This is a genomic window from Pseudomonas sp. LB3P58 (assembly GCF_054897895.1).
In genome coordinates this window covers 3,961,892-3,980,257 of record NZ_JBUBVE010000001.1, presented here as the reverse complement: position 1 = coordinate 3,980,257, position 18,366 = coordinate 3,961,892, and the positions used below count along the sequence as shown (strand labels likewise).

Annotated in this window: 20 protein-coding genes and 3 tRNA genes; 17 read left to right on the top strand and 6 right to left on the bottom strand. The window is 57.1% G+C overall.

The window, feature by feature from the left end; all coding sequences use genetic code 11:
- Positions 1–7 precede the first annotated feature (7 nt).
- From ACYZTZ_RS18515 to ACYZTZ_RS18495, 5 genes are all read left to right on the top strand, one after another.
- A complete protein-coding gene (locus ACYZTZ_RS18515) occupies positions 8–748 on the top strand; it encodes a glycosyltransferase family 2 protein (RefSeq protein WP_461999273.1) in 741 nt (246 codons plus the stop codon).
- Positions 745–1,023 (top strand): lipid-A-disaccharide synthase N-terminal domain-containing protein, encoded by a 279-nt coding sequence (locus ACYZTZ_RS18510; protein WP_008148397.1) that lies wholly within the window; start codon positions 745–747, stop codon positions 1,021–1,023. Before ACYZTZ_RS18515 ends, ACYZTZ_RS18510 begins: the two co-directional genes overlap by 4 nt.
- A gap of 3 nt (positions 1,024–1,026) precedes the next feature.
- Positions 1,027–2,547, top strand: a complete 1,521-nt coding sequence (locus ACYZTZ_RS18505; protein ID WP_461999272.1) for an ArnT family glycosyltransferase — start codon at positions 1,027–1,029, stop codon at positions 2,545–2,547.
- A complete protein-coding gene (locus ACYZTZ_RS18500) occupies positions 2,544–3,482 on the top strand; it encodes an SdiA-regulated domain-containing protein (protein ID WP_461999271.1) in 939 nt (312 codons plus the stop codon). The genes ACYZTZ_RS18505 and ACYZTZ_RS18500 overlap by 4 nt, the downstream gene beginning before the upstream one ends.
- 154 nt (positions 3,483–3,636) lie before the next feature.
- The gene (locus ACYZTZ_RS18495) at positions 3,637–4,146 is read left to right on the top strand and encodes a DUF1993 domain-containing protein (protein WP_008148402.1); all 510 of its coding nucleotides are present in this window, start codon (positions 3,637–3,639) and stop codon (positions 4,144–4,146) included.
- Positions 4,147–4,309: 163 nt separating this feature from the next.
- Here ACYZTZ_RS18495 and sstT read toward each other — a convergent pair whose 3' ends face one another.
- Positions 4,310–5,542, bottom strand: coding sequence for a serine/threonine transporter SstT (sstT, locus tag ACYZTZ_RS18490; RefSeq protein WP_461999270.1), 1,233 nt, complete (start codon positions 5,540–5,542; stop codon positions 4,310–4,312).
- A gap of 281 nt (positions 5,543–5,823) precedes the next feature.
- On the opposite strand from sstT, the gene ACYZTZ_RS18485 reads away from it, so the two are divergent.
- Positions 5,824–6,978 (top strand): MFS transporter, encoded by a 1,155-nt coding sequence (locus ACYZTZ_RS18485; protein ID WP_461999269.1) that lies wholly within the window; start codon positions 5,824–5,826, stop codon positions 6,976–6,978.
- A gap of 4 nt (positions 6,979–6,982) precedes the next feature.
- On the opposite strand, the gene nhaR is transcribed toward ACYZTZ_RS18485, so the two are convergent.
- Entirely contained in the window at positions 6,983–7,882 is a 900-nt protein-coding gene (gene nhaR, locus ACYZTZ_RS18480) for a transcriptional activator NhaR (protein ID WP_461999268.1), read from the bottom strand.
- A gap of 135 nt (positions 7,883–8,017) precedes the next feature.
- On the opposite strand from nhaR, the gene ACYZTZ_RS18475 reads away from it, so the two are divergent.
- Together ACYZTZ_RS18475 and ACYZTZ_RS18470 are read left to right on the top strand one after the other, a co-directional pair.
- The gene (locus tag ACYZTZ_RS18475) at positions 8,018–8,260 is read left to right on the top strand and encodes a hypothetical protein (protein ID WP_008148410.1); all 243 of its coding nucleotides are present in this window, start codon (positions 8,018–8,020) and stop codon (positions 8,258–8,260) included.
- 28 nt (positions 8,261–8,288) lie between these two features.
- Positions 8,289–9,038, top strand: a complete 750-nt coding sequence (locus ACYZTZ_RS18470) for a TerC family protein (RefSeq protein WP_046047582.1) — start codon at positions 8,289–8,291, stop codon at positions 9,036–9,038.
- Positions 9,039–9,114: 76 nt separating this feature from the next.
- On the opposite strand, the gene ACYZTZ_RS18465 is transcribed toward ACYZTZ_RS18470, so the two are convergent.
- Positions 9,115–9,282: a hypothetical protein gene (locus ACYZTZ_RS18465; protein WP_165934015.1), complete on the bottom strand. Its 168-nt coding sequence runs from the start codon at positions 9,280–9,282 to the stop codon at positions 9,115–9,117.
- A 224-nt stretch (positions 9,283–9,506) separates the two neighbouring features.
- Here ACYZTZ_RS18465 and ACYZTZ_RS18460 point away from each other — a divergent pair, with 224 nt between their 5' ends.
- The 3 genes from ACYZTZ_RS18460 to ACYZTZ_RS18450 all read left to right on the top strand — a co-directional run bounded on the left by ACYZTZ_RS18460 (position 9,507) and on the right by ACYZTZ_RS18450 (position 10,709).
- Positions 9,507–10,175, top strand: a complete 669-nt coding sequence (locus ACYZTZ_RS18460; RefSeq protein WP_046047581.1) for a lipoprotein — start codon at positions 9,507–9,509, stop codon at positions 10,173–10,175.
- Positions 10,176–10,269: 94 nt separating this feature from the next.
- The gene (locus tag ACYZTZ_RS18455) at positions 10,270–10,476 is read left to right on the top strand and encodes a DUF6021 family protein (protein WP_461999267.1); all 207 of its coding nucleotides are present in this window, start codon (positions 10,270–10,272) and stop codon (positions 10,474–10,476) included.
- Positions 10,477–10,493: 17 nt separating this feature from the next.
- On the top strand, positions 10,494–10,709 hold the full coding sequence (locus ACYZTZ_RS18450; RefSeq protein WP_074878456.1) for a hypothetical protein: 216 nt from the start codon (positions 10,494–10,496) through the stop codon (positions 10,707–10,709).
- Positions 10,710–10,764: 55 nt separating this feature from the next.
- Here the strand turns inward: ACYZTZ_RS18450 and pbpG are convergent, their stop codons facing one another.
- From pbpG to folD, 3 genes are all read right to left on the bottom strand, one after another.
- Positions 10,765–11,703: a D-alanyl-D-alanine endopeptidase gene (gene pbpG / locus ACYZTZ_RS18445; protein ID WP_150656386.1), complete on the bottom strand. Its 939-nt coding sequence runs from the start codon at positions 11,701–11,703 to the stop codon at positions 10,765–10,767.
- Between the two features lie 215 nt (positions 11,704–11,918).
- The gene (gene mddA / locus ACYZTZ_RS18440; protein WP_461999266.1) at positions 11,919–12,701 is read right to left on the bottom strand and encodes a methanethiol S-methyltransferase; all 783 of its coding nucleotides are present in this window, start codon (positions 12,699–12,701) and stop codon (positions 11,919–11,921) included.
- 205 nt (positions 12,702–12,906) lie between these two features.
- Positions 12,907–13,761, bottom strand: coding sequence for a bifunctional methylenetetrahydrofolate dehydrogenase/methenyltetrahydrofolate cyclohydrolase FolD (gene folD / locus ACYZTZ_RS18435; protein WP_008148421.1), 855 nt, complete (start codon positions 13,759–13,761; stop codon positions 12,907–12,909).
- Positions 13,762–14,040: 279 nt separating this feature from the next.
- Between folD and ACYZTZ_RS18430 the strand changes: the two genes are divergently transcribed.
- From ACYZTZ_RS18430 to clpX, 6 genes are all read left to right on the top strand, one after another.
- Positions 14,041–14,117, top strand: a tRNA-Arg gene (locus ACYZTZ_RS18430).
- Positions 14,118–14,157: 40 nt separating this feature from the next.
- A tRNA-His gene (locus ACYZTZ_RS18425) sits at positions 14,158–14,233 on the top strand.
- A gap of 54 nt (positions 14,234–14,287) precedes the next feature.
- Positions 14,288–14,372 (top strand) — tRNA-Leu (locus ACYZTZ_RS18420).
- 422 nt (positions 14,373–14,794) lie between these two features.
- Positions 14,795–16,105, top strand: a complete 1,311-nt coding sequence (gene tig / locus ACYZTZ_RS18415; protein WP_046047576.1) for a trigger factor — start codon at positions 14,795–14,797, stop codon at positions 16,103–16,105.
- A 93-nt stretch (positions 16,106–16,198) separates the two neighbouring features.
- Positions 16,199–16,834 carry an ATP-dependent Clp endopeptidase proteolytic subunit ClpP gene (gene clpP / locus ACYZTZ_RS18410; protein ID WP_033057292.1) on the top strand — a complete coding sequence of 212 codons (636 nt, stop codon included), beginning with the start codon at positions 16,199–16,201 and terminating at the stop codon, positions 16,832–16,834.
- A gap of 112 nt (positions 16,835–16,946) precedes the next feature.
- Positions 16,947–18,230, top strand: coding sequence for an ATP-dependent Clp protease ATP-binding subunit ClpX (gene clpX, locus ACYZTZ_RS18405; RefSeq protein ID WP_007946893.1), 1,284 nt, complete (start codon positions 16,947–16,949; stop codon positions 18,228–18,230).
- Positions 18,231–18,366: the final 136 nt, after the last annotated feature.

Here is an 18,366-nt window from a genome sequence, read left to right as displayed (position 1 = left end):
GGACCCTATGAGTCATGAAATTTTTGTATCTGTACTGATTCCGGCAAAAAATGAAGCAAACAACCTTAAGCCCTTGATTGAAGAAGTGCGCATGGCCTTGGCCGATGAGGCGTACGAAATCATCGTCGTGGACGATGGCAGTACCGATGCCACTTTGCACGAACTGCGGCAGATCAAAAACAACGGCCTGAGCACGCTGCGTATCCTGCGTCATGAGCGTTCGCTTGGGCAAAGTACCTCGCTTTACCATGCGGCATTTGCTGCCAAGGGGCAATGGCTGGCCACGCTCGATGGCGACGGCCAGAACGATCCTGCGGACATCCCCGGGATGTTGGCGTTGGTGCGCGGTGAACAGGGGCTGGCCGGCATTCAGTTGGTGGCCGGGCACCGGGTCAACCGCCGCGACAACGCGAGCAAGCGCTGGGCTTCACGGTTTGCCAATGGATTGCGCAGCCGCATGCTCAAGGACCAGACACCGGACACCGGTTGCGGATTGAAACTGATCGAGCGGGCGGCGTTTCTGCGCCTGCCGTACTTCGATCATATGCATCGGTACATTCCTGCACTGATCCAGCGCCACAACGGCCGAATGATCACCCATCCGGTCAACCACAGGCACCGCACGGCCGGGGTCTCCAAATACGGCAACCTCGACCGTGCCCTGGTGGGCATTCTCGACCTGATCGGCGTCTGGTGGCTGATCCGGCGCACGCGCCTGAACGCCAATGCGCAGGAAATCGAAGGATGAATCTCTCCCGTGAAACCCTGTGGCTGGTGGTCGGCTTCGCCGGCCAGATAGCCTTTACCGGTCGCTTCGTCCTGCAGTGGCTGTACAGCGAATACAAGAAACGCAGCGTGATTCCAGTGAGTTTCTGGTACCTGAGCATCGTCGGTAGCGCCCTGCTGCTCGCTTATGCCATTTACCGGGAGGACCCGGTGTTCATTGCCGGTCAAGCCTTTGGCTCGATCGTTTATCTGCGCAATTTGCAGTTGATTGCCCGCAGCAAACACTTAAAGGACTGAGTCATGCGCAGAACGTTATCACCCCGGGTCGAATGCCTGGGTTTGATGTTGCTCGCCCTGGTTTTGATCGGTGCCGGGCTGGGGCTGCGTCAGCCGCAGAATGTCGATGAGGAGCGATTCCTTGGCGTTGCGCTCGAGATGCTGCAGCACGGCTCGTGGCTGATTCCGCACCGTGCGGCAGAGATCTACGGCGACAAACCGCCAATTTTCATGTGGACCGTGGCGTTCTTCGCCTGGCTCACCGGTAAACCCTCCATCGCCCTGTACCTGCCGGGGCTTCTATCGGCCGTGACGGTTACCGCCGTGGTCTATGACCTGGGCCGTCGGTTATGGAATCAGCGTGTCGGTCGGATGGCGGCGCTCTTGTACCTGGCGACCTATCAGACCTACAGCATCCTGCAGACCGGCCAGATCGACAGCTTTTTGATTCTGTTCACCTCCGTGGGTATGTACGGTCTGGCGCGGCACCTGTTGCTCGGGCCGGCCTGGCGCTGGTTCTACCTGGGTTGCGCTGCCATGGGCATTGGTGTGATCACCAAAGGGGTTGGCTTCGTCCCGGCCCTGATGCTGATTCCGTATGCCTACGCGGTGCGCAAAGGTTGGCCCGGTGTGGTGGCCATGCCGGGCGAGGCGCGCAAGTGGCTGCTGGGACTGTTGGTCATGCTGGGTGCCATCGCGATCTGGTTACTGCCCTTGGCCTTGTCCATCGCGCTCAATGGCACTGCTGACGAGATCGCCTATGCGCGAGAAATTCTGCTGCGCCAGACCGCCGGACGCTATGCGGCCGCCTGGGACCATCGCGAACCGTTCTGGTATTTCTTCGTTCACGTGATCCCGCAATATTGGCTGCCGCTGGTACTCGCGTTGCCGTGGCTGGTGCCCGCTTGGCGCCGGCAACTGCACAAGCGCGACGGCCGAGTGCTGGTGCTGCTGGGCTGGGTCGTGCTGGTGGTGCTGTTTTTCTGTATCAGCAGCGGCAAACGCAAGTTGTACATCTACCCGGCGCTGCCCGGGCTGGTGCTGGTGGCTGCACCGCTGATTCCCTGGCTGCTCAAGCGCTGGTTCAGTCAGCGTCCGCGGGGTCGGCGAGTATTCCAGGCGCTGGTCGTGACCTGGTTTGCGCTTTGGATTGCCCGCGGTTTCATCGAACCGATCAAGGACGGTCCCAACCCTCATGAGGCGCTCATGGCGCAGGCGGCGACCATGACTCAAGGCGCCGACCTGGTGTTGGTCAATTGGCGCGAGGGCCATTGGCTGTTCGCGCGACAACCGATCGTGCACTTCGGGATGGTCGGCTCCACGGTCGAGCAGGCGGCACTGTGGCTGCGCGAACACCCTCAGGCGTACGCCTTGGTCCCCGACGAACTGTTGAGCCAGTGTTTCAATCCCCAGGCCGCGCGTGAGTTGGGCGAAACCTCCCGTGCACAGTGGTCGATCGTCGGCGCCGATGCCGATAACGGCCAATGTCATCCGGCACAACCCGTCAATGTCTATCGATTTACTTGGGATCGGAAAAAAGCATGAGCAAAACAGGGAAGGTTGGCGTTCTGCTGATCGCCGTGCTGGTCGGCGTTAGCGTGGTTTCCGTTCATTTTAGCTGGCACGGGCAGTTGTACGCGCACTGGCATAACAGCTGGTATGGCAATAAGGCGCCAGACAAAAATATCTGGCTGCCAGACTACAAGGTCGCGATCGAAGGCAAACCGATCCCGGGCATCACCGATTTGTCCGGTATCGCCTATGACCCTGATCACGACCGCTTGTTGGGTATCACCAATGGTGTGCCTATGGAAATTCTGGCGCTGACCCGTGACGGCGATTTGATCGAACGCTACCCATTGATCGGTTTCGAGGACACCGAAGGCATTGCTTACATGGGCAAAGGGCGGGTGGTCATCGTTGATGAACGGCAGCAGCGGCTGCACATTTTCACCCTGCCGGACACCGCTGGACCCATCCGTGAAGAGCAAACCGAATCACTCGCCATTGGGATCAACCTGAGCCAGCATAACAAGGGGTTTGAAGGGGTGACCTATGACTCGGCCAATGACCGCATCTTCGCCATCAAGGAGCGTGATCCGCGGCAACTGTACTCAATCACCGGCATGCTCGGCTCCATTGGCAACCGAATGCAGATCCGTATCAAGGACTTGACGACCTGGGTCGACCGCGGCGTTTTCAGCAAAGACCTTTCCGAGGGTTACTACGATCCTCGGACCGGCCACTTACTGTTGCTAAGCGAAGAGTCCAGCAACGTGACCGAACTGGACCAGCAGGGTAACTTCGTCAGTATTCTCTCCCTGCGCGCCATGGCGGGTGACCTCAAGCATACGCCGCCGCAAGCCGAAGGCATGACCATGGACAACGCCGGCGAGCTTTACATTGTGAGCGAGCCCAATCTGTTTTACCGGTTCACTCAATCGAAGGCCGGTCTGTCGGCGAGTGCAGAAAAACACTGATGAAGTTGAAGTTTTCATGCCGGCAAGGGGCTAACGTGCGCAGATCGTTCAGAGGTGCGCTGCGTTTCCCCACCGGATAAAAGACCCGCCGCAGGGGGACCGCGCATGGCTATAATCGCCCCACGTTTCCCTCCTGTCACAACACGAGACTGCCATGACTATTTCCCTGTACGCCGCTTCCGTTCCGGTTTTCAAACAAATGCTCAACGCCCTGAGCGACGTTTTGAACAAGGCCGAAGCCCACGCCACCGCCAAGAACATCGACCCGAATGCTTTCCTGCAAGCCCGTCTGTACCCGGACATGTTCCCGTTGGTTCGTCAGGTGCAGATCGCCGTTGATTTCGCCAAGGGCGTTTCCGCGCGTCTGGCCGAAGTTGAACTGCCGAAGTACGACGACACCGAAACCACCTTCGCCGAGCTGCAAGCGCTGATCGCCAAAGTGCTGGCCTTCATCGGCGAGATCAAACCGGAACAGATCGACGGCAAGGAAGGCATCGAAATCATCACCCGTCAGGGCACGCCGAAAGAGAAGCGCTTCACTGGCCAGGCTTACCTGCTGAGCTACGGTCTGCCGCAATTCTTCTTCCACGTCACCACCACCTACGCACTGCTGCGTCACAACGGTGTGGAAGTGGGCAAGCGTGATTACATGGGCGCGTTCTAAGCCGCCCGGATATACAAAAGCCCGCCAAGGTTCGCACCTTGGCGGGCTTTTTTTGGTGAATCAAAAGATCGCAGCCTCGTTTCACTCGACAGCTCCTACAGGGGGTAAGCATTTCAATGTAGGAGCTGTCGAGTGAAACGAGGCTGCGATCTTTTGATCTTTGTTACGCCAGGCGTTGGGCCTTCTGTTCTTCGCCCAGGCACGCAGCCGCAGTGAACAGCACATCAGTGGAGGAGTTCAGCGCGGTTTCCGCCGAATCCTGCAGCACCCCAATAATGAAACCGACCGCCACCACCTGCATGGCGATTTCGCTTGGAATGCCAAACAGGCTGCACGCCAGTGGAATCAACAGCAACGAGCCGCCCGCCACGCCCGAGGCACCACAGGCACAGATCGCCGCGACGACGCTCAGCAGGATGGCCGTCGGAACGTCCACGGCAATGCCCAGCGTATGCACGGCGGCCAGGGTCAGCACGGTAATGGTGATCGCCGCGCCGGCCATGTTGATGGTCGCGCCCAACGGGATCGAGACTGAGTAGGTGTCTTCGTGCAGGCCCAGGCGCTTGCTCAATTCCAGATTGACCGGAATGTTCGCCGCCGAGCTGCGGGTGAAAAACGCGGTGATACCGCTTTCGCGCAAGCACATGATCACCAGTGGATACGGGTTGCGACGCAGTTTCCAGAACACGATGACCGGGTTCATCACCAGCGCTACAAACAGCATGCAGCCCAGCAACACCGCCAGCAGATGCACGTAGCCGATCAAGGCACCGAAACCGGAGGTGGCGAGGGTCGAAGCCACCAGACCGAAAATGCCCAGCGGCGCAAAACGAATCACCAATCGCACGATCAAGGTCACGCCATTGGACAGGTCACCCAGCACCTCGCGAGTGGTGTCACCGGCATGGCGAATGGCAACGCCCATACCAATCGCCCACGCCAGAATGCCGATGAAATTGGCATTCATCAGCGCGCTGACCGGATTGTCGACCACGCTCAACAGCAGACTTTGCAGCACTTCACTGATACCGCCCGGCGCGGTGATCGCAACGTCGTGAGTCGCCAGTACCAGGCTCGACGGGAACAGCGTACTGGCGACAACGGCCACCACCGCCGCCGCAAACGTTCCCAGCAGATACAGAAACAGAATCGGTCGGATGTGGGTTTCCTGGCCGTGCTTATGGTTGGCAATCGAGGCCATGACCAGCACGAACACCAGAATCGGCGCGACAGCTTTAAGCGCCGATACGAAGACTTTTCCGATAAACGCGGTGGACTTCGCCACCTCCGGCGCGAACAGGGCCAGGGCAATCCCGGCTATGAGGCCGATGATGATTTGTGTGACCAGGCTTAAGCGTTTCAGGCGTAACCATAGCGAAGGGGATGAAACGGTCATAAAACGGCATCTCTGATTTTTTTAGGTGCGGGGGTATCGCGACATCAATGCCAATCAATGGCCGATGAATAAGGTGTACATATCGCAGGGCGCGGACTTTATCACAGCGTGGTCTTCATCCTTCAGACCTGTGACGATCTGCCACCCGCGGGGTCAACGAGATCGGCAGGTTCGTGCAACCCTGATCGGAAACACTCTGTTAAGATTCGCCATCCTCATTTTCAAGTCATGCCAGTGGGCCTTCGGGCTATCGCTGGTGTCGTCGTTTTCTGGAGTTCTGCATGCTGTTGCCCATCCTTCTGTTGTCTGCTGCCGGTTTCACGGTGCTGACCACGGAATTCATCATCGTCGGCCTGTTGCCGGCGATCGCTCGAGACCTTGAAGTCACCATCCCGCAAGCGGGTTTGCTGGTGACATTGTTCGCCTTCACGGTCGCCGCATTCGGGCCGTTCCTGACCGCCTATTTCGCAAGGTTCGAGCGCCGCAAATTGTTCATCTCGGTGCTGATCATGTTCGGCCTGGCCAACACCCTTGCGGCGTTTGCGCCGAACATCTGGGTGATGTCCGTCGCCCGATTGATCCCCGCGTTGGGGTTGCCAGTGTTCTGGGCGCTGGCCAGTGAAACCGCGGTGGACATTGTCGGCCCGGACTACGCCGGTCGCGCCATCGCCAAGATTGGTTTCGGCATTGTTTGCGCCACGGTGTTCGGCATTCCGGTGGGCACACTGATCTCCGATGCGTTCGGCTGGCGCAGTGCCTTCGGCATTCTGGCGGTGATCGCGTTTGCCAAGGCGTTGCTGCTGTTTATCTACCTGCCGAAAACCAATCTGCATCAGCATCAGGTGAGCTTTCGCTCGCAGTTCAGAATCCTGCGCAGCCCGCTGATGGTGGGGCATGTGCTGCTGTCGGTCCTGGTGTTTAGCGGCATGTTCACCGCTTATACCTATCTGGCGGACATTCTTGAACGCCTGGCCGGTTTCAACGGCACGGTGGTCGGCTGGTGCCTGATGGGCTTCGGTGCGGTCGGGTTGATCGGCAACTCACTGGGCGGCCGCGCGGTGGATCGTCATCCGTTGATCGCCTCGATGATGTTCTGTGCGTTCATGATCGCCGGCCTGGTGGCGTTGGTGCCGAACATTCATTCGCCGCTGGGTCTGGCTGCGGCGATGGGGATCTGGGGCGTGACTCAGGCGGCGTTGTTCCTGGTCAGCCATGTGCGATTGATGAAGGCCGCACCCGAAGCGCCGGCGTTCGCGGCATCGCTGAACATTGCCGGGGCTAACCTCGGGATCGGCCTGGGCGCCATGATCGGCGGTAGGGTCATCGACGGTGTAGGCCTGCAAGGTCTTGGTTTCGCGGCGGCCGCTTTTATCCTCGCCTCGATCCTCTTGGCCATCGCGCTGATGACCTTCAAGCCCCGCGAAGTCTGCGCCTGATACCTCACATCTCGGTGAACAGCTCGCGTCGGGCACCTTCGGTAATGGCGACAATGCCGGGGTGCTTGACCTTGCGTTCCACCGAAATGGCGTAGAACGACTCGGTCACCGCGTCGGTCTGGCCAATCAACTCCACGCCGTATTGGCGTATCACTTCATCGGCAATCACACTCGGGCCGATGAAGATCCCGCTGCCGGATTGGCCGAACGCCTGCATCAAGGCGCTGTCGTCGAACTCGCCGACGATGCGCGGCTGGATCTGCTGCTCGGCAAACCAGCGCTGCAAGCGACTGCGCACCACGGTCTCCGGCCCTGGAATCAGCAGCGGTGCGCCGTGCAGGCTGCGGGGAAAATCCTGACCGTATTGCGCCGCCAGTTCAGCAGTGGCGAAGAAGCTGATCCCGCATTCCCCGAGTTTCTGGCTGTAGCCCTTGATGTCCAGGTGCGAGGGCATCGGGCTGTCGGAGATCACCAGATCGAGCCGCTGGATCGCCAGGTCGGCGAGCAGGCGTTCCAGTTTGTCTTCGCGACAGGTGATGCGCAGCGGCTCGCTCAATTCCATGGTCGGCGCAATCAGGCGATAGACGATGGATTTGGGCACCACATCGGCCACCCCTACCCGAAACAGAATCTGCTGTTCATTGGGCTGTGCTCGCAGCATCAGCTCCAGTTCGCCGCCCAGCTGAAACATTTGCTCGGCGTAGGGCAGGGCCTGACGCCCGGCTTCGGTGAGTTCCAGCTGCCGGCCGACCCGGCGAAACAGCTCGATGCCATAGGTTTGTTCGAGCAGGGAAATCTGCCCGCTGATGGTCTGCGGCGTCAGGTTCAGCTGCTCGCAGGCGCGCACGATGCTGCCGGTCTTGGCCACCACCCAGAAATAATGCAATTGCCGATAGTTGAGCATGGCGACCTATAGTTCGTTAAAACCGAAGTATAACCGCTAAAAATACGAATTTTCCTGAAGTGTTTGCCTCCCTAGAATGCCTCGCTATCAACGGGCCATCGTTTCGGCCCGGTTTGTTCTATCGAGGAAAGCATCATGAAGCTTAAAACCACGGCACTGTTGATCACGTCTTTACTGGTGTTGGCCGGTTGTGACCAGGCCGAAAAAAGCGCTCAGCAACTGATGGGCAAGGCTGCCGAAACCGCCAAGCAAGCGATCGACGACACCCACAAAGCCGCAGAGCAGGCAATCAGTGATGCCACGGGTGGGCTGATCAGCAAGAAAGAACAACCGGCCAAAGAAACGGACAAAACCGAATCCTCGTCCCAGGAAATTTAAACCGTCTTAAAAGAGTCAGGACTGACCCATGGAATACCTTTTAGAACTTGCTGCAAGCCCCACCGCCTGGGTTGCCCTGGCTACGTTGATCGTCATGGAAATCGTACTCGGCATCGATAACCTGATCTTCATTTCGATCCTGACCAATAAACTGCCCGAGCAGCACCGGCAGAAGGCGCGGCGCATCGGTATCGGCATGGCGCTGATCCTGCGACTGGCGCTGTTGAGCACCATCGCGTTCATCGTCCAGTTGACTGAGCCTGTGATCGATATCTTCGGCCAGACGTTCTCCTGGAAGGACATGATCCTGATTGCCGGCGGCCTGTTCCTGTTGTGGAAGGCGACCACCGAGATCCATCACAGCATGGACCCGGCGCCGGAAGATCCGACGTCGGCCACCTCGACCGTGACCTTGGGCTTTGCCGCCGCGATCGGTCAGATCCTGCTGCTGGACATGGTGTTCTCCATCGACAGCATCATTACCGCTGTCGGCATGACTGAGCATTTGCCTATCATGATCATCGCGGTGGTGGTGTCGGTACTGGTGATGTTGCTGGCGGCTGATCCTCTGGCCAAGTTCATCAACGACAACCCGACGGTGGTGATGCTGGCGCTGGGCTTCCTGATCATGATCGGCATGACGCTGATCGCCGAAGGTTTCGGCGCCCATGTACCGAAAGGCTACGTGTATGCGGCCATGGCGTTCTCGGCGACGATCGAGGGTTTGAACATGATGTCGCGACGGGCAAAGCAGAAGCGTATCGCCGCTGAAGCATAACCTGCGTTAAACGAAACGGCCGCCTGCGCTCAAGAGCCCAGGCGGCCGTTTTTGTTTGAATACATAAGGGTGTCGGTCAGTGCGCGGTAGCGTGCTGTTCAGCGGTTTTATCGGGTTTCGCCACCGGCGTCGACTGAGCCGGATGATGGTGCCGGCGGGTAATGCGCAGGACTCCCCATAACATGGCGGCGGCAACGGCCAGCCAGCCAGAAATCAACATCACAATGGTCATTGTCAGGCTCATCAGTGCCTCCTCTTCGCCCTGCTGCGGGCACACACTCTTTGCACATGACAGTCTAGTCGCTGCTGTGTTTCAGGCTATTGACCAAAGGTCAGCTGACACCAATCAGTTCGCTCTATCGAATCCCGTCATCTGCCGGTTAAGGCTATACCGCCGCCGCGCGGCGTCCTATGATCGACGGCCAAGCCGGGAGCCGAATGCCTGGCGTCTAAATCAAGAGAGTGATGATGGTGCGGGTATTTTCTCGAATTCGATCGTTAGTGCTGGTCGTTGGCTGCGTGGCAGGCCTGGCTGGCTGCGCGGGTGTGGCGCCTGAAATCAAGCGCCTGCCGGAGCGTGTCGAGCTCAGTGGCACGTTCTACCGTGGCGTGGCGAATCAGAGTGGGCCGCAAGTGCTGGCCAGCATGTTGTCCCAGCAAGGCATTGTGATTACGCCAGGTTTGCTCGAAAAACCGTTGCATTTGCCGGGTGCCGAAGCCCAGTTGCAGCAGAACATGCAGAACCTCGCTCGCGAGTACGGCATGGTCGTCTATCCCCTCGACAGCAATCTGCCTGCACTGTTGACCCAGGTGGCGGCCGGTTACCCGGTAATGGTGCGTTTCACGGAAGGCTCGGCGTTCTGGGCTGAACCGCGTTACGCCATTCTTGCCGGGTACAACCGTCAGAAGCAGACAGTGCTGCTGCGCTCGGGCATGAATCGTCGGGAGTTGATGGGCTTCGGTTCGTTTGAATCGGCGCTCAAGGATGCCGGTGGCTGGGCCGTGCTGATCCAGAAGCCGAATCAACTGCCGGCCAATGTCGATCAACAGCGATGGCTCAAGGCGGCGAGTGACCTTGCCCAGGCAGGTCAGGAGCAGGCAGCCGCCAGAGCGAAGAAAGCGCTGAACGCGCAATAAGTCCGTTCGTCATCTGTCGGGCACCCCTGCACTTTGCTGACCTCTAATGAAGTAGGGCCCGGATTTCTCCGGGCCAGACTCAAAGGAGGCGCCCATGGCACATTCCACTACCCCCGACGGCCCGCACTCGTCTGAGCATTCTTCGGGTGATGAGTTGGGCTTCGATCCCGATTCGCCGGACCTCGCCGATCCTCAGGTCGACCCCATCGGACCTGCCAAGGCGCCCAGGGATGTGAAGCCGGGCGACAATTCCAAGGCTCCCGCGAAGCCTTACGATCCACTTGCCGATCTGAAACTCTGAGCCTGAGTGAGGTGCGTATGTCTACCGATTCGAGTTTCAACGACAAACGTCCGGACAGCGTTCCAACCACCCCCGAAAAGGACATCGACCCCGTGATGGATCCGAACGATCCGTTAAGGGATCCCTTGGCGCGTCCAATGGTAGTGCCAACGGAACATCCCCACGGCACGAGAGATCCGAGTGCCGGGGATGGCATTCCAGATGACGACCAGATGCCGCTGCCCAATGACTGACGCCGGACGAAAAAAAGCCCCGAATATTCGGGGCTTTCTTTTATCTGTCGTTTAGTTATTTCGACGCTTCAACCACGCCGCTCTGACGATGCTTGAGGTTCTTGTCGGATTTGTACTGCAAGGCTACAGACGGCACTTTCGTGCCTTGGCCGGTTTCCACCCAGCTGCGAATACGGCTGGCATCGGCAAAGTGTGTGTATTTGCCGAAAGCATCGAGGATGACCAGCGCAACCGGGCGATTGCCCATGCTGGTGACCAGCACCAGGCAGTGACCGGCCTCGTTGGTGAAGCCGGTTTTCGTCAGTTTGATGTCCCAGTTCGGTTTGTTGACCAAATGATCGGTATTACGGAAACCCAGGCTGTAGTTGGGTTTACGGAACGAGACGGTTTTTTCCTTGGTGGTACTTAGCTCAGTCAACAGTGGGTACTTGTGCGCAGCGATCAGCAGTTTGCTCAGGTCGCGAGCCGTGGACACGTTGCGAGGGGAGAGACCGGTGGGTTCGACGAAGTGCGTGCTGGTCATGCCCAGTGCTTTCGCTTTGGCATTCATTGCGGCAATGAACGCGACGTAGCCGCCCGGATAGTGATGGGCCAGGCTCGCGGCAGCGCGGTTTTCCGAGGACATCAGGGCAATCAGCAGCATTTCCTTGCGCGGCATTTCGCTGTTGAGTTTCACTCGGGAAAACACACCTTTCATTTCCGGCGTGTCGCTGATGTTGATGGAGATGTATTCGTCCATGTTCTGTCTGGCTTCAACCACGACCAGGCCGGTCATCAGTTTGCTGACGGAAGCGATCGGTACAACCACGTCAGGGTTGCTGGCATAGATGACTTTGTTGGTCTGCAGATCCATCAGCAATGCGCTGCCGGAAGCGATCTTCAGTGTTGACGTATCTCGCGGTGCCGAAGTGGTGTCGGCAGCGTTGACCATTGGCGTGGTGAAAGTCCCTGTAAATGCAAAAAAAAGGCTCAGGATGGAAAGACGGATTTTCACGCTGGCAGACTCGTTAGGTGTGGATAAGCCGTTTTGTAACGGGTTGTTTCTTTAAAAACGACGCATTTTAGGAGTATGAGCTACGAAAGCGCTAGCTGCCTGTATGGAGAGTGCTTTAAATGAAAAAAATGAGGCGAAGGTGCGGGAGGGGGATGCTTATGCCGTGTTTAGTCTCAGGCACTGTGGGTGCCTGAGATTGCGGGTGGTTTTTGTGCTCAGCGCCCTTTGGTCTGGTTCCGCTTGGGCACAAGCATTCCGACCTCCTGCTGATAGCACTGGTATACCTCTCCAAGCGAATCGACCAGGTCTTTTTCTTCCAGGTGCGCGCCGATCAGGATGTAGCTGGTACTGAGTACCGCAAACAGAAGATGCCCTGTGGTCATGTCGGGCGTCGCCCAGAATGCAATCAGGAAGCCGACGTACAAGGGATGGCGGACAAGTTTGTAGAGCCATGGCGATTTGAAGGTGGGCTTTTCGGGGATGCGCTTGCGCCAGGCATCAAGCGCTTGCTTCACACCGAATAGCTCGAAGTGGCTGATCAGGAAGGTTGCCAATAGCACGATGCCCCAGCCTAGCCAGAACAGTGAGATGAGCAGCCCTTTGCCCCAGGGCGATTCGACGTTCCAGACGGGCGTTGCGATAGGCTGCCAAAGCACAAACAACAAGGTGAGCACCAGGCAACTGGAGAGTACGTAGGTAGCGCGCTCCAGCGTGGCGGGGATGAACCTCATCCACCATCGCTTGAAGTTTTTTCGCGCCATGCCACTGTGTTGTGCGGCAAACAACGTAATCAGAATGGCATCAACCAGCACCGCCAGAGGCCATGTGATGCGTGGTCCTGAATTGATATCTTTGGGGACTCCGATACCTGCGAGAAATCCAATCAGATATAGAACGGTCAGCAGGAAAAACAGGTAGCAGCAGAGGCTGTAAAGCAAGCCAGCCAGTTTTCCAGAGAAAACGAAAAAACGATGTCCAGTCAGGTTAGGAGGATTCATGCGTGATGCCTTCCAGGCTTTGCGCGTACTTCCCGATTCGCGTCTACGGTTTATGAGGATGTTTCGAGTATCAGTCTAGGATGGTATGGGATTTTCGCCGCTTCTTTGACCTGCAGTCCTTGAGGGGCATTACTTGAGCCGTGCCTGAAAACAGGAAACCCCGCCAATGGCGGGGTTTCTTGTTTGTTCGGCGTAGCCGGTGGAATCAGCTGTGCAGTGTTTCGGCTGCGTATAGCGTGTTTTCCAGCAGGCAAGCGCGGGTCATCGGGCCAACACCACCCGGGACTGGAGTGATCCAGCCGGCGCGGGGCAGGGCGGTGTCGTAGATCACGTCACCGACCAGTTTGCCGTCTTCCTGGCGGTTGATGCCGACGTCGATCACGATCGCGCCTTCCTTGATCCACTCACCCTTTACCAGCCCCGGCTTGCCGGCGGCGACCACCACCAGATCGGCGCGACCGACGTGGCCTGCCAGATCCTTGGTGAAGCGGTGGGTGACGGTCACGGTGCAGCCGGCCAACAGTAATTCCATCGCCATCGGGCGGCCAACAATGTTGGAAGCCCCGACAACCACTGCGTCCATCCCGTAGAGATCGACACCGGTGCTTTCCAGCAACGTCATGATGCCTTTAGGCGTGCACGGACGCAGCAGCGGAATACGCTGGGCGAGGCGGCCGACGTTATAAGGGTGGAAACCGTCGACGTCCTTGTCTGGACGAATGCGCTCCAGCAATTTGGAGGCGTCCAGGTGTTCAGGTAAAGGAAGCTGAAGCAGAACTCCGTCAATCGCCGGGTCGTCGTTCAGGCGATCGATCAGATCGGTCAGCGCTTCTTGAGTGGTTTCGGAAGGCAGGTCGTAGGCTTGGGAAATGAAGCCGACCTCTTCACAGTCTTTACGCTTGTGCGAGACATAAACCTGAGAGGCAGGATCGCTGCCGACCAGGATCACCGCGAGGCCGGGCGTGCGCAGACCTTGCTGGCGACGCTCGTTGACGCGTTTGGCGATCTGCTGGCGCAGGCTGGCGGCGATCGATTTGCCGTCGATTAGTTGTGCAGTCATTGCGCGTGATTAACCATCGAGAGGGGAAAAAAAGAGAACGCATTCTCGCATGTCATGAGGTGAGGGCAAAGGCGCTTGGTCTGCAAATTCCCCTAACCCCTTTAATTAAATGAATTTTTTTTAAAAAAGAGTTGACGACCTTCAGGGTCACCTATAACATTCGTCGCACTTGTCGGGCACAGCCTAGCACTGGTTAAGAAGGTCGAGCAGAGTTGATGTTTAATTCGGTGAGACTGAAAGCACTTAGTTTGTAATCGTCCAAGAATACAGATTAACAAGGCGCCCGTAGCTCAGCTGGATAGAGCATCCGCCTTCTAAGCGGATGGTCGCAGGTTCGAGTCCTGCCGGGTGCGCCATTAGGCAGCTTTGGCACAAGTAACGCAACATGGCAATATGGTGGGCGTAGCTCAGTTGGTAGAGCACGGGATTGTGACTCCCGTTGTCGAGGGTTCGATCCCCTTCGTCCACCCCATATTTAGAAAGGCGCCAGATTAACAGTCTGGCGCCTTTGCTTTAAAAGCTTGATGCGGATGTGGTGGAATTGGTAGACACACTGGATTTAGGTTCCAGCGCCGCAAGGTGTGAGAGTTCGAGTCTCTCCGTCCGCACCATTACAAACAGCTATTTAATAGCAGAAAACGGCGCAGCACCTGAAAAGGGCTGCGCCGTTTTTGTTTTAGAAGTCTGAATTTTCAAAGCGGCCGCAGGTTCTGGGTCGAGAGGGTGGCTCGGATCGTCGGATTTATGTTTCTCGATGATGCTGGCTCGCCCGTTGGTCCCCTCGTGGGGTCGACTGTCAGGGATGGATTGCCGATGCCTTCTATATATAGAAGGATTGGTGCAGAGCCCTGGCATGATTGGCTGTATTTGCTAACAGGGCGAGGCACAACCGTTTGTCCCCGCCTATAAATTGCCTGCTGCTTTTTTACCCGTTTTCAGTAGGGTGACTTCTTGAGTTTGACCCACTAGAATGCATGCCCTTGATTCTGGGGTCGGAAACGGCCGGCTAACGTCTGTGCAACGAGGAATATCCATGCAAGTTTCTGTTGAAAATACTTCTGCTCTTGAGCGCCGCATGAGCATCACCGTGCCGGCTGAGCGCATCGAGACTCAGGTCAACAAGCGTCTGCAGCAGACTGCCCAAAAGGCCAAGATTGCTGGCTTCCGTCCAGGCAAAGTGCCAATGAGTGAAATCAAGCGCCGTTTCGGTGCTGATGCACGTCAGGAAGCTGTTGGCGACGTGATCCAGTCTTCTTTCTACGAAGCTGTTGTTGAACAAAAGCTGAACCCGGCTGGCGCTCCTTCGATCGAGCCGAAATCGCTGGAAGCTGGCAAAGACCTGGAATACGTCGCGATTTTCGAAGTGTTCCCTGAGTTCACCGTTGCCGGTTTCGAAGGTATCGCGGTTGAGCGCCTGAGCGCTGACGTGGCTGATGCCGATCTGGACAAAATGCTGGAAGTGCTGCGCAAGCAGAACACCCGTTTCGAAGTGGCCGATCGCGCTGCTCAAAACGAAGACCAGCTGAACATCGATTTCGTTGGCAAGGTCGACGGTGAAGTGTTCGCTGGCGGTTCCGCCAAAGGTACTCAGCTGGTTCTGGGTTCCGGCCGCATGATCCCTGGCTTTGAAGACGGTCTGGTTGGCGCTAAAGCCGGCGAAGAGCGCGTTCTGAACCTGACCTTCCCAGAGGACTATCAGAACCTCGACCTGGCAGGCAAAACTGCTGAGTTCACCGTGACCGTGAACACTGTTTCCGAGCCAAAACTGCCAGAACTGACCGAAGAATTCTTCGCTCAATTCGGCATCAAGGAAACGGGTCTGGAAGGCTTCCGCACCGAAGTTCGCAAGAACATGGAGCGTGAACTGCGTCAGGCGATCAAATCCAAGGTCAAGAATCAGGTAATGGACGGTCTGCTGGCCACCAACCCGATCGAAGTGCCTAAGGCTCTGTTGTCCAACGAAGTTGACCGTCTGCGCGTGCAGGCTGTTCAGCAGTTCGGTGGCAACATCAAGCCTGAGCAACTGCCGGCCGAGCTGTTCGAAGAGCAAGCCAAGCGCCGCGTTGTGCTGGGTCTGATCGTGGCTGAAGTGGTCAAGCAATTCGACCTCAAGCCTGACGAAGCCCGCGTTCGTGAAATGATTCAGGAAATGGCTTCGGCTTACCAGGAGCCTGAGCAGGTTGTGTCTTGGTACTACAAGAACGACCAGCAATTGAACGAAGTCCGTTCGGTTGTGCTGGAAGAGCAAGTTGTGGATACTGTTCTGCAGAAAGCTAGCGTGACCGACAAATCGGTCTCTTACGAAGAAGCAGTCAAGCCGGTAGAAGCTCCACAAGCCGACTGATCGTTTTTGCGGTAAGAAGCACACACCATAAGCCAGCCTTCGTGCTGGCTTATGCGTATTCAAGACATAACTATTTGGGAGTGACTGCAGAGCATGTTCCGTAATTCGTATATTCAGCAGAACTCTGATATCCAGGCCGCAGGCGGCCTGGTCCCGATGGTTGTCGAGCAGTCTGCTCGTGGCGAGCGCGCCTATGACATCTACTCGCGCCTTCTCAAGGAGCGCGTGATCTTTCTGGTTGGTCCGGTAGAGGACTACATGGCCAACCTGATCTGTGCGCAACTGCTGTTCCTTGAAGCGGAAAACCCGGACAAGGACATCCATCTCTATATCAACTCCCCGGGCGGTTCGGTGACGGCGGGCATGTCGATCTATGACACCATGCAGTTCATCAAGCCAAACGTGTCGACCACCTGTATCGGTCAAGCGTGCAGCATGGGTGCGTTTCTACTGACGGCCGGTGCCGCTGGCAAGCGTTACTGCCTGCCGAACTCACGTGTGATGATTCACCAGCCACTGGGCGGTTTCCAGGGCCAGGCTTCGGATATCGAAATCCATGCCAAGGAAATCCTCTTCATTCGTGAGCGTCTCAACACGCTGATGGCCAAGCATAGCGGGCACACTCTTGAAGAAATCGAGCGCGATACCAACCGCGATAATTTCATGAGTGCAGAAGCAGCGCGTGAATACGGGTTGATCGATGAAGTGATCAGCCAGCGCCCCGCTTAAATTAAGCAGCTCAAAATAAGGTTGGTCGGCGCGTCCGATCACTCGCGGGCTTGAAAAAGCCCGCAATAGCCTTCATCTTGTGTTGCAAGCCTATCGGATTTGGATCGAACGAATGACTGACACCCGCAACGGCGAGGACAACGGCAAGCTGCTCTATTGCTCCTTCTGTGGCAAAAGCCAGCATGAAGTGCGCAAATTGATTGCCGGCCCCTCGGTCTTTATCTGCGACGAGTGCGTCGACCTGTGCAATGACATCATCCGTGAGGAGGTGCAGGAAGCCCAGGCCGAAAGCAGCGCGCATAAATTGCCTTCGCCTAAAGAAATCAGCGGCATCCTTGATCAGTACGTGATTGGTCAGGAGCGTGCGAAAAAGGTTCTGGCCGTAGCGGTGTACAACCACTACAAGCGCCTGAACCAGCGTGACAAAAAGAATGACGATGTCGAACTCGGCAAGAGCAACATCTTGCTGATCGGCCCGACAGGCTCGGGTAAAACCCTGCTTGCCGAAACACTGGCCCGCTTGCTGAACGTTCCGTTCACCATCGCCGACGCAACCACCCTCACCGAGGCAGGTTACGTGGGTGAAGATGTCGAAAACATCATTCAGAAGCTGCTGCAGAAGTGCGATTACGACGTAGAAAAGGCCCAGATGGGTATTGTCTACATCGATGAGATCGACAAGATCTCGCGCAAATCTGACAACCCGTCGATCACCCGGGACGTTTCCGGTGAAGGCGTGCAGCAGGCCCTGCTCAAGTTGATCGAAGGCACGGTCGCTTCCGTTCCGCCTCAAGGTGGTCGCAAGCATCCGCAGCAGGAATTCCTTCAGGTCGACACCCGTAACATCCTGTTCATCTGCGGTGGTGCGTTCTCCGGTCTGGAAAAGGTTATTCAAAACCGTTCCACCAAGGGCGGCATCGGTTTCAACGCGGAAGTGCGCAGCAAGGAAGAAGGCAAGAAAGTCGGTGAGTCCCTGCGTGAAGTCGAGCCTGACGATCTGGTCAAGTTCGGTCTGATCCCGGAATTCGTCGGTCGTCTGCCGGTACTTGCCACGCTGGACGAGCTTGATGAGGCTGCGCTGATGCAGATTCTCACCGAGCCGAAAAATGCTCTGACCAAACAGTATGCCAAGCTGTTCGAGATGGAAGGTGTGGACCTGGAATTCCGGGCCGACGCGCTGAAATCGGTCGCCAAACGTGCCCTGGAACGCAAAACCGGTGCCCGTGGACTGCGTTCGATTCTCGAAGGTGTATTGCTCGACACTATGTATGAAATCCCCTCGCAGTCCGAGGTGAGTAAAGTAGTGATCGACGAAAGCGTTATAGAAGGCAAGTCCAAGCCACTGTATATCTACGAAAACAGTGAGCCGGCTGCCAAGGCAGCGCCAGACGCCTAAGCGTCACGCTGCTGGAATAAAGAAGGGGCCTTCGGGCCCCTTTGCTTTTTGCGCGTTTTAACACCTTCTTTAAGCTTGTTTTTTTTGAAGGTAGCCCCCATCTTGGTTTCAAGCTCACTTCCATCTGTTTACGGCC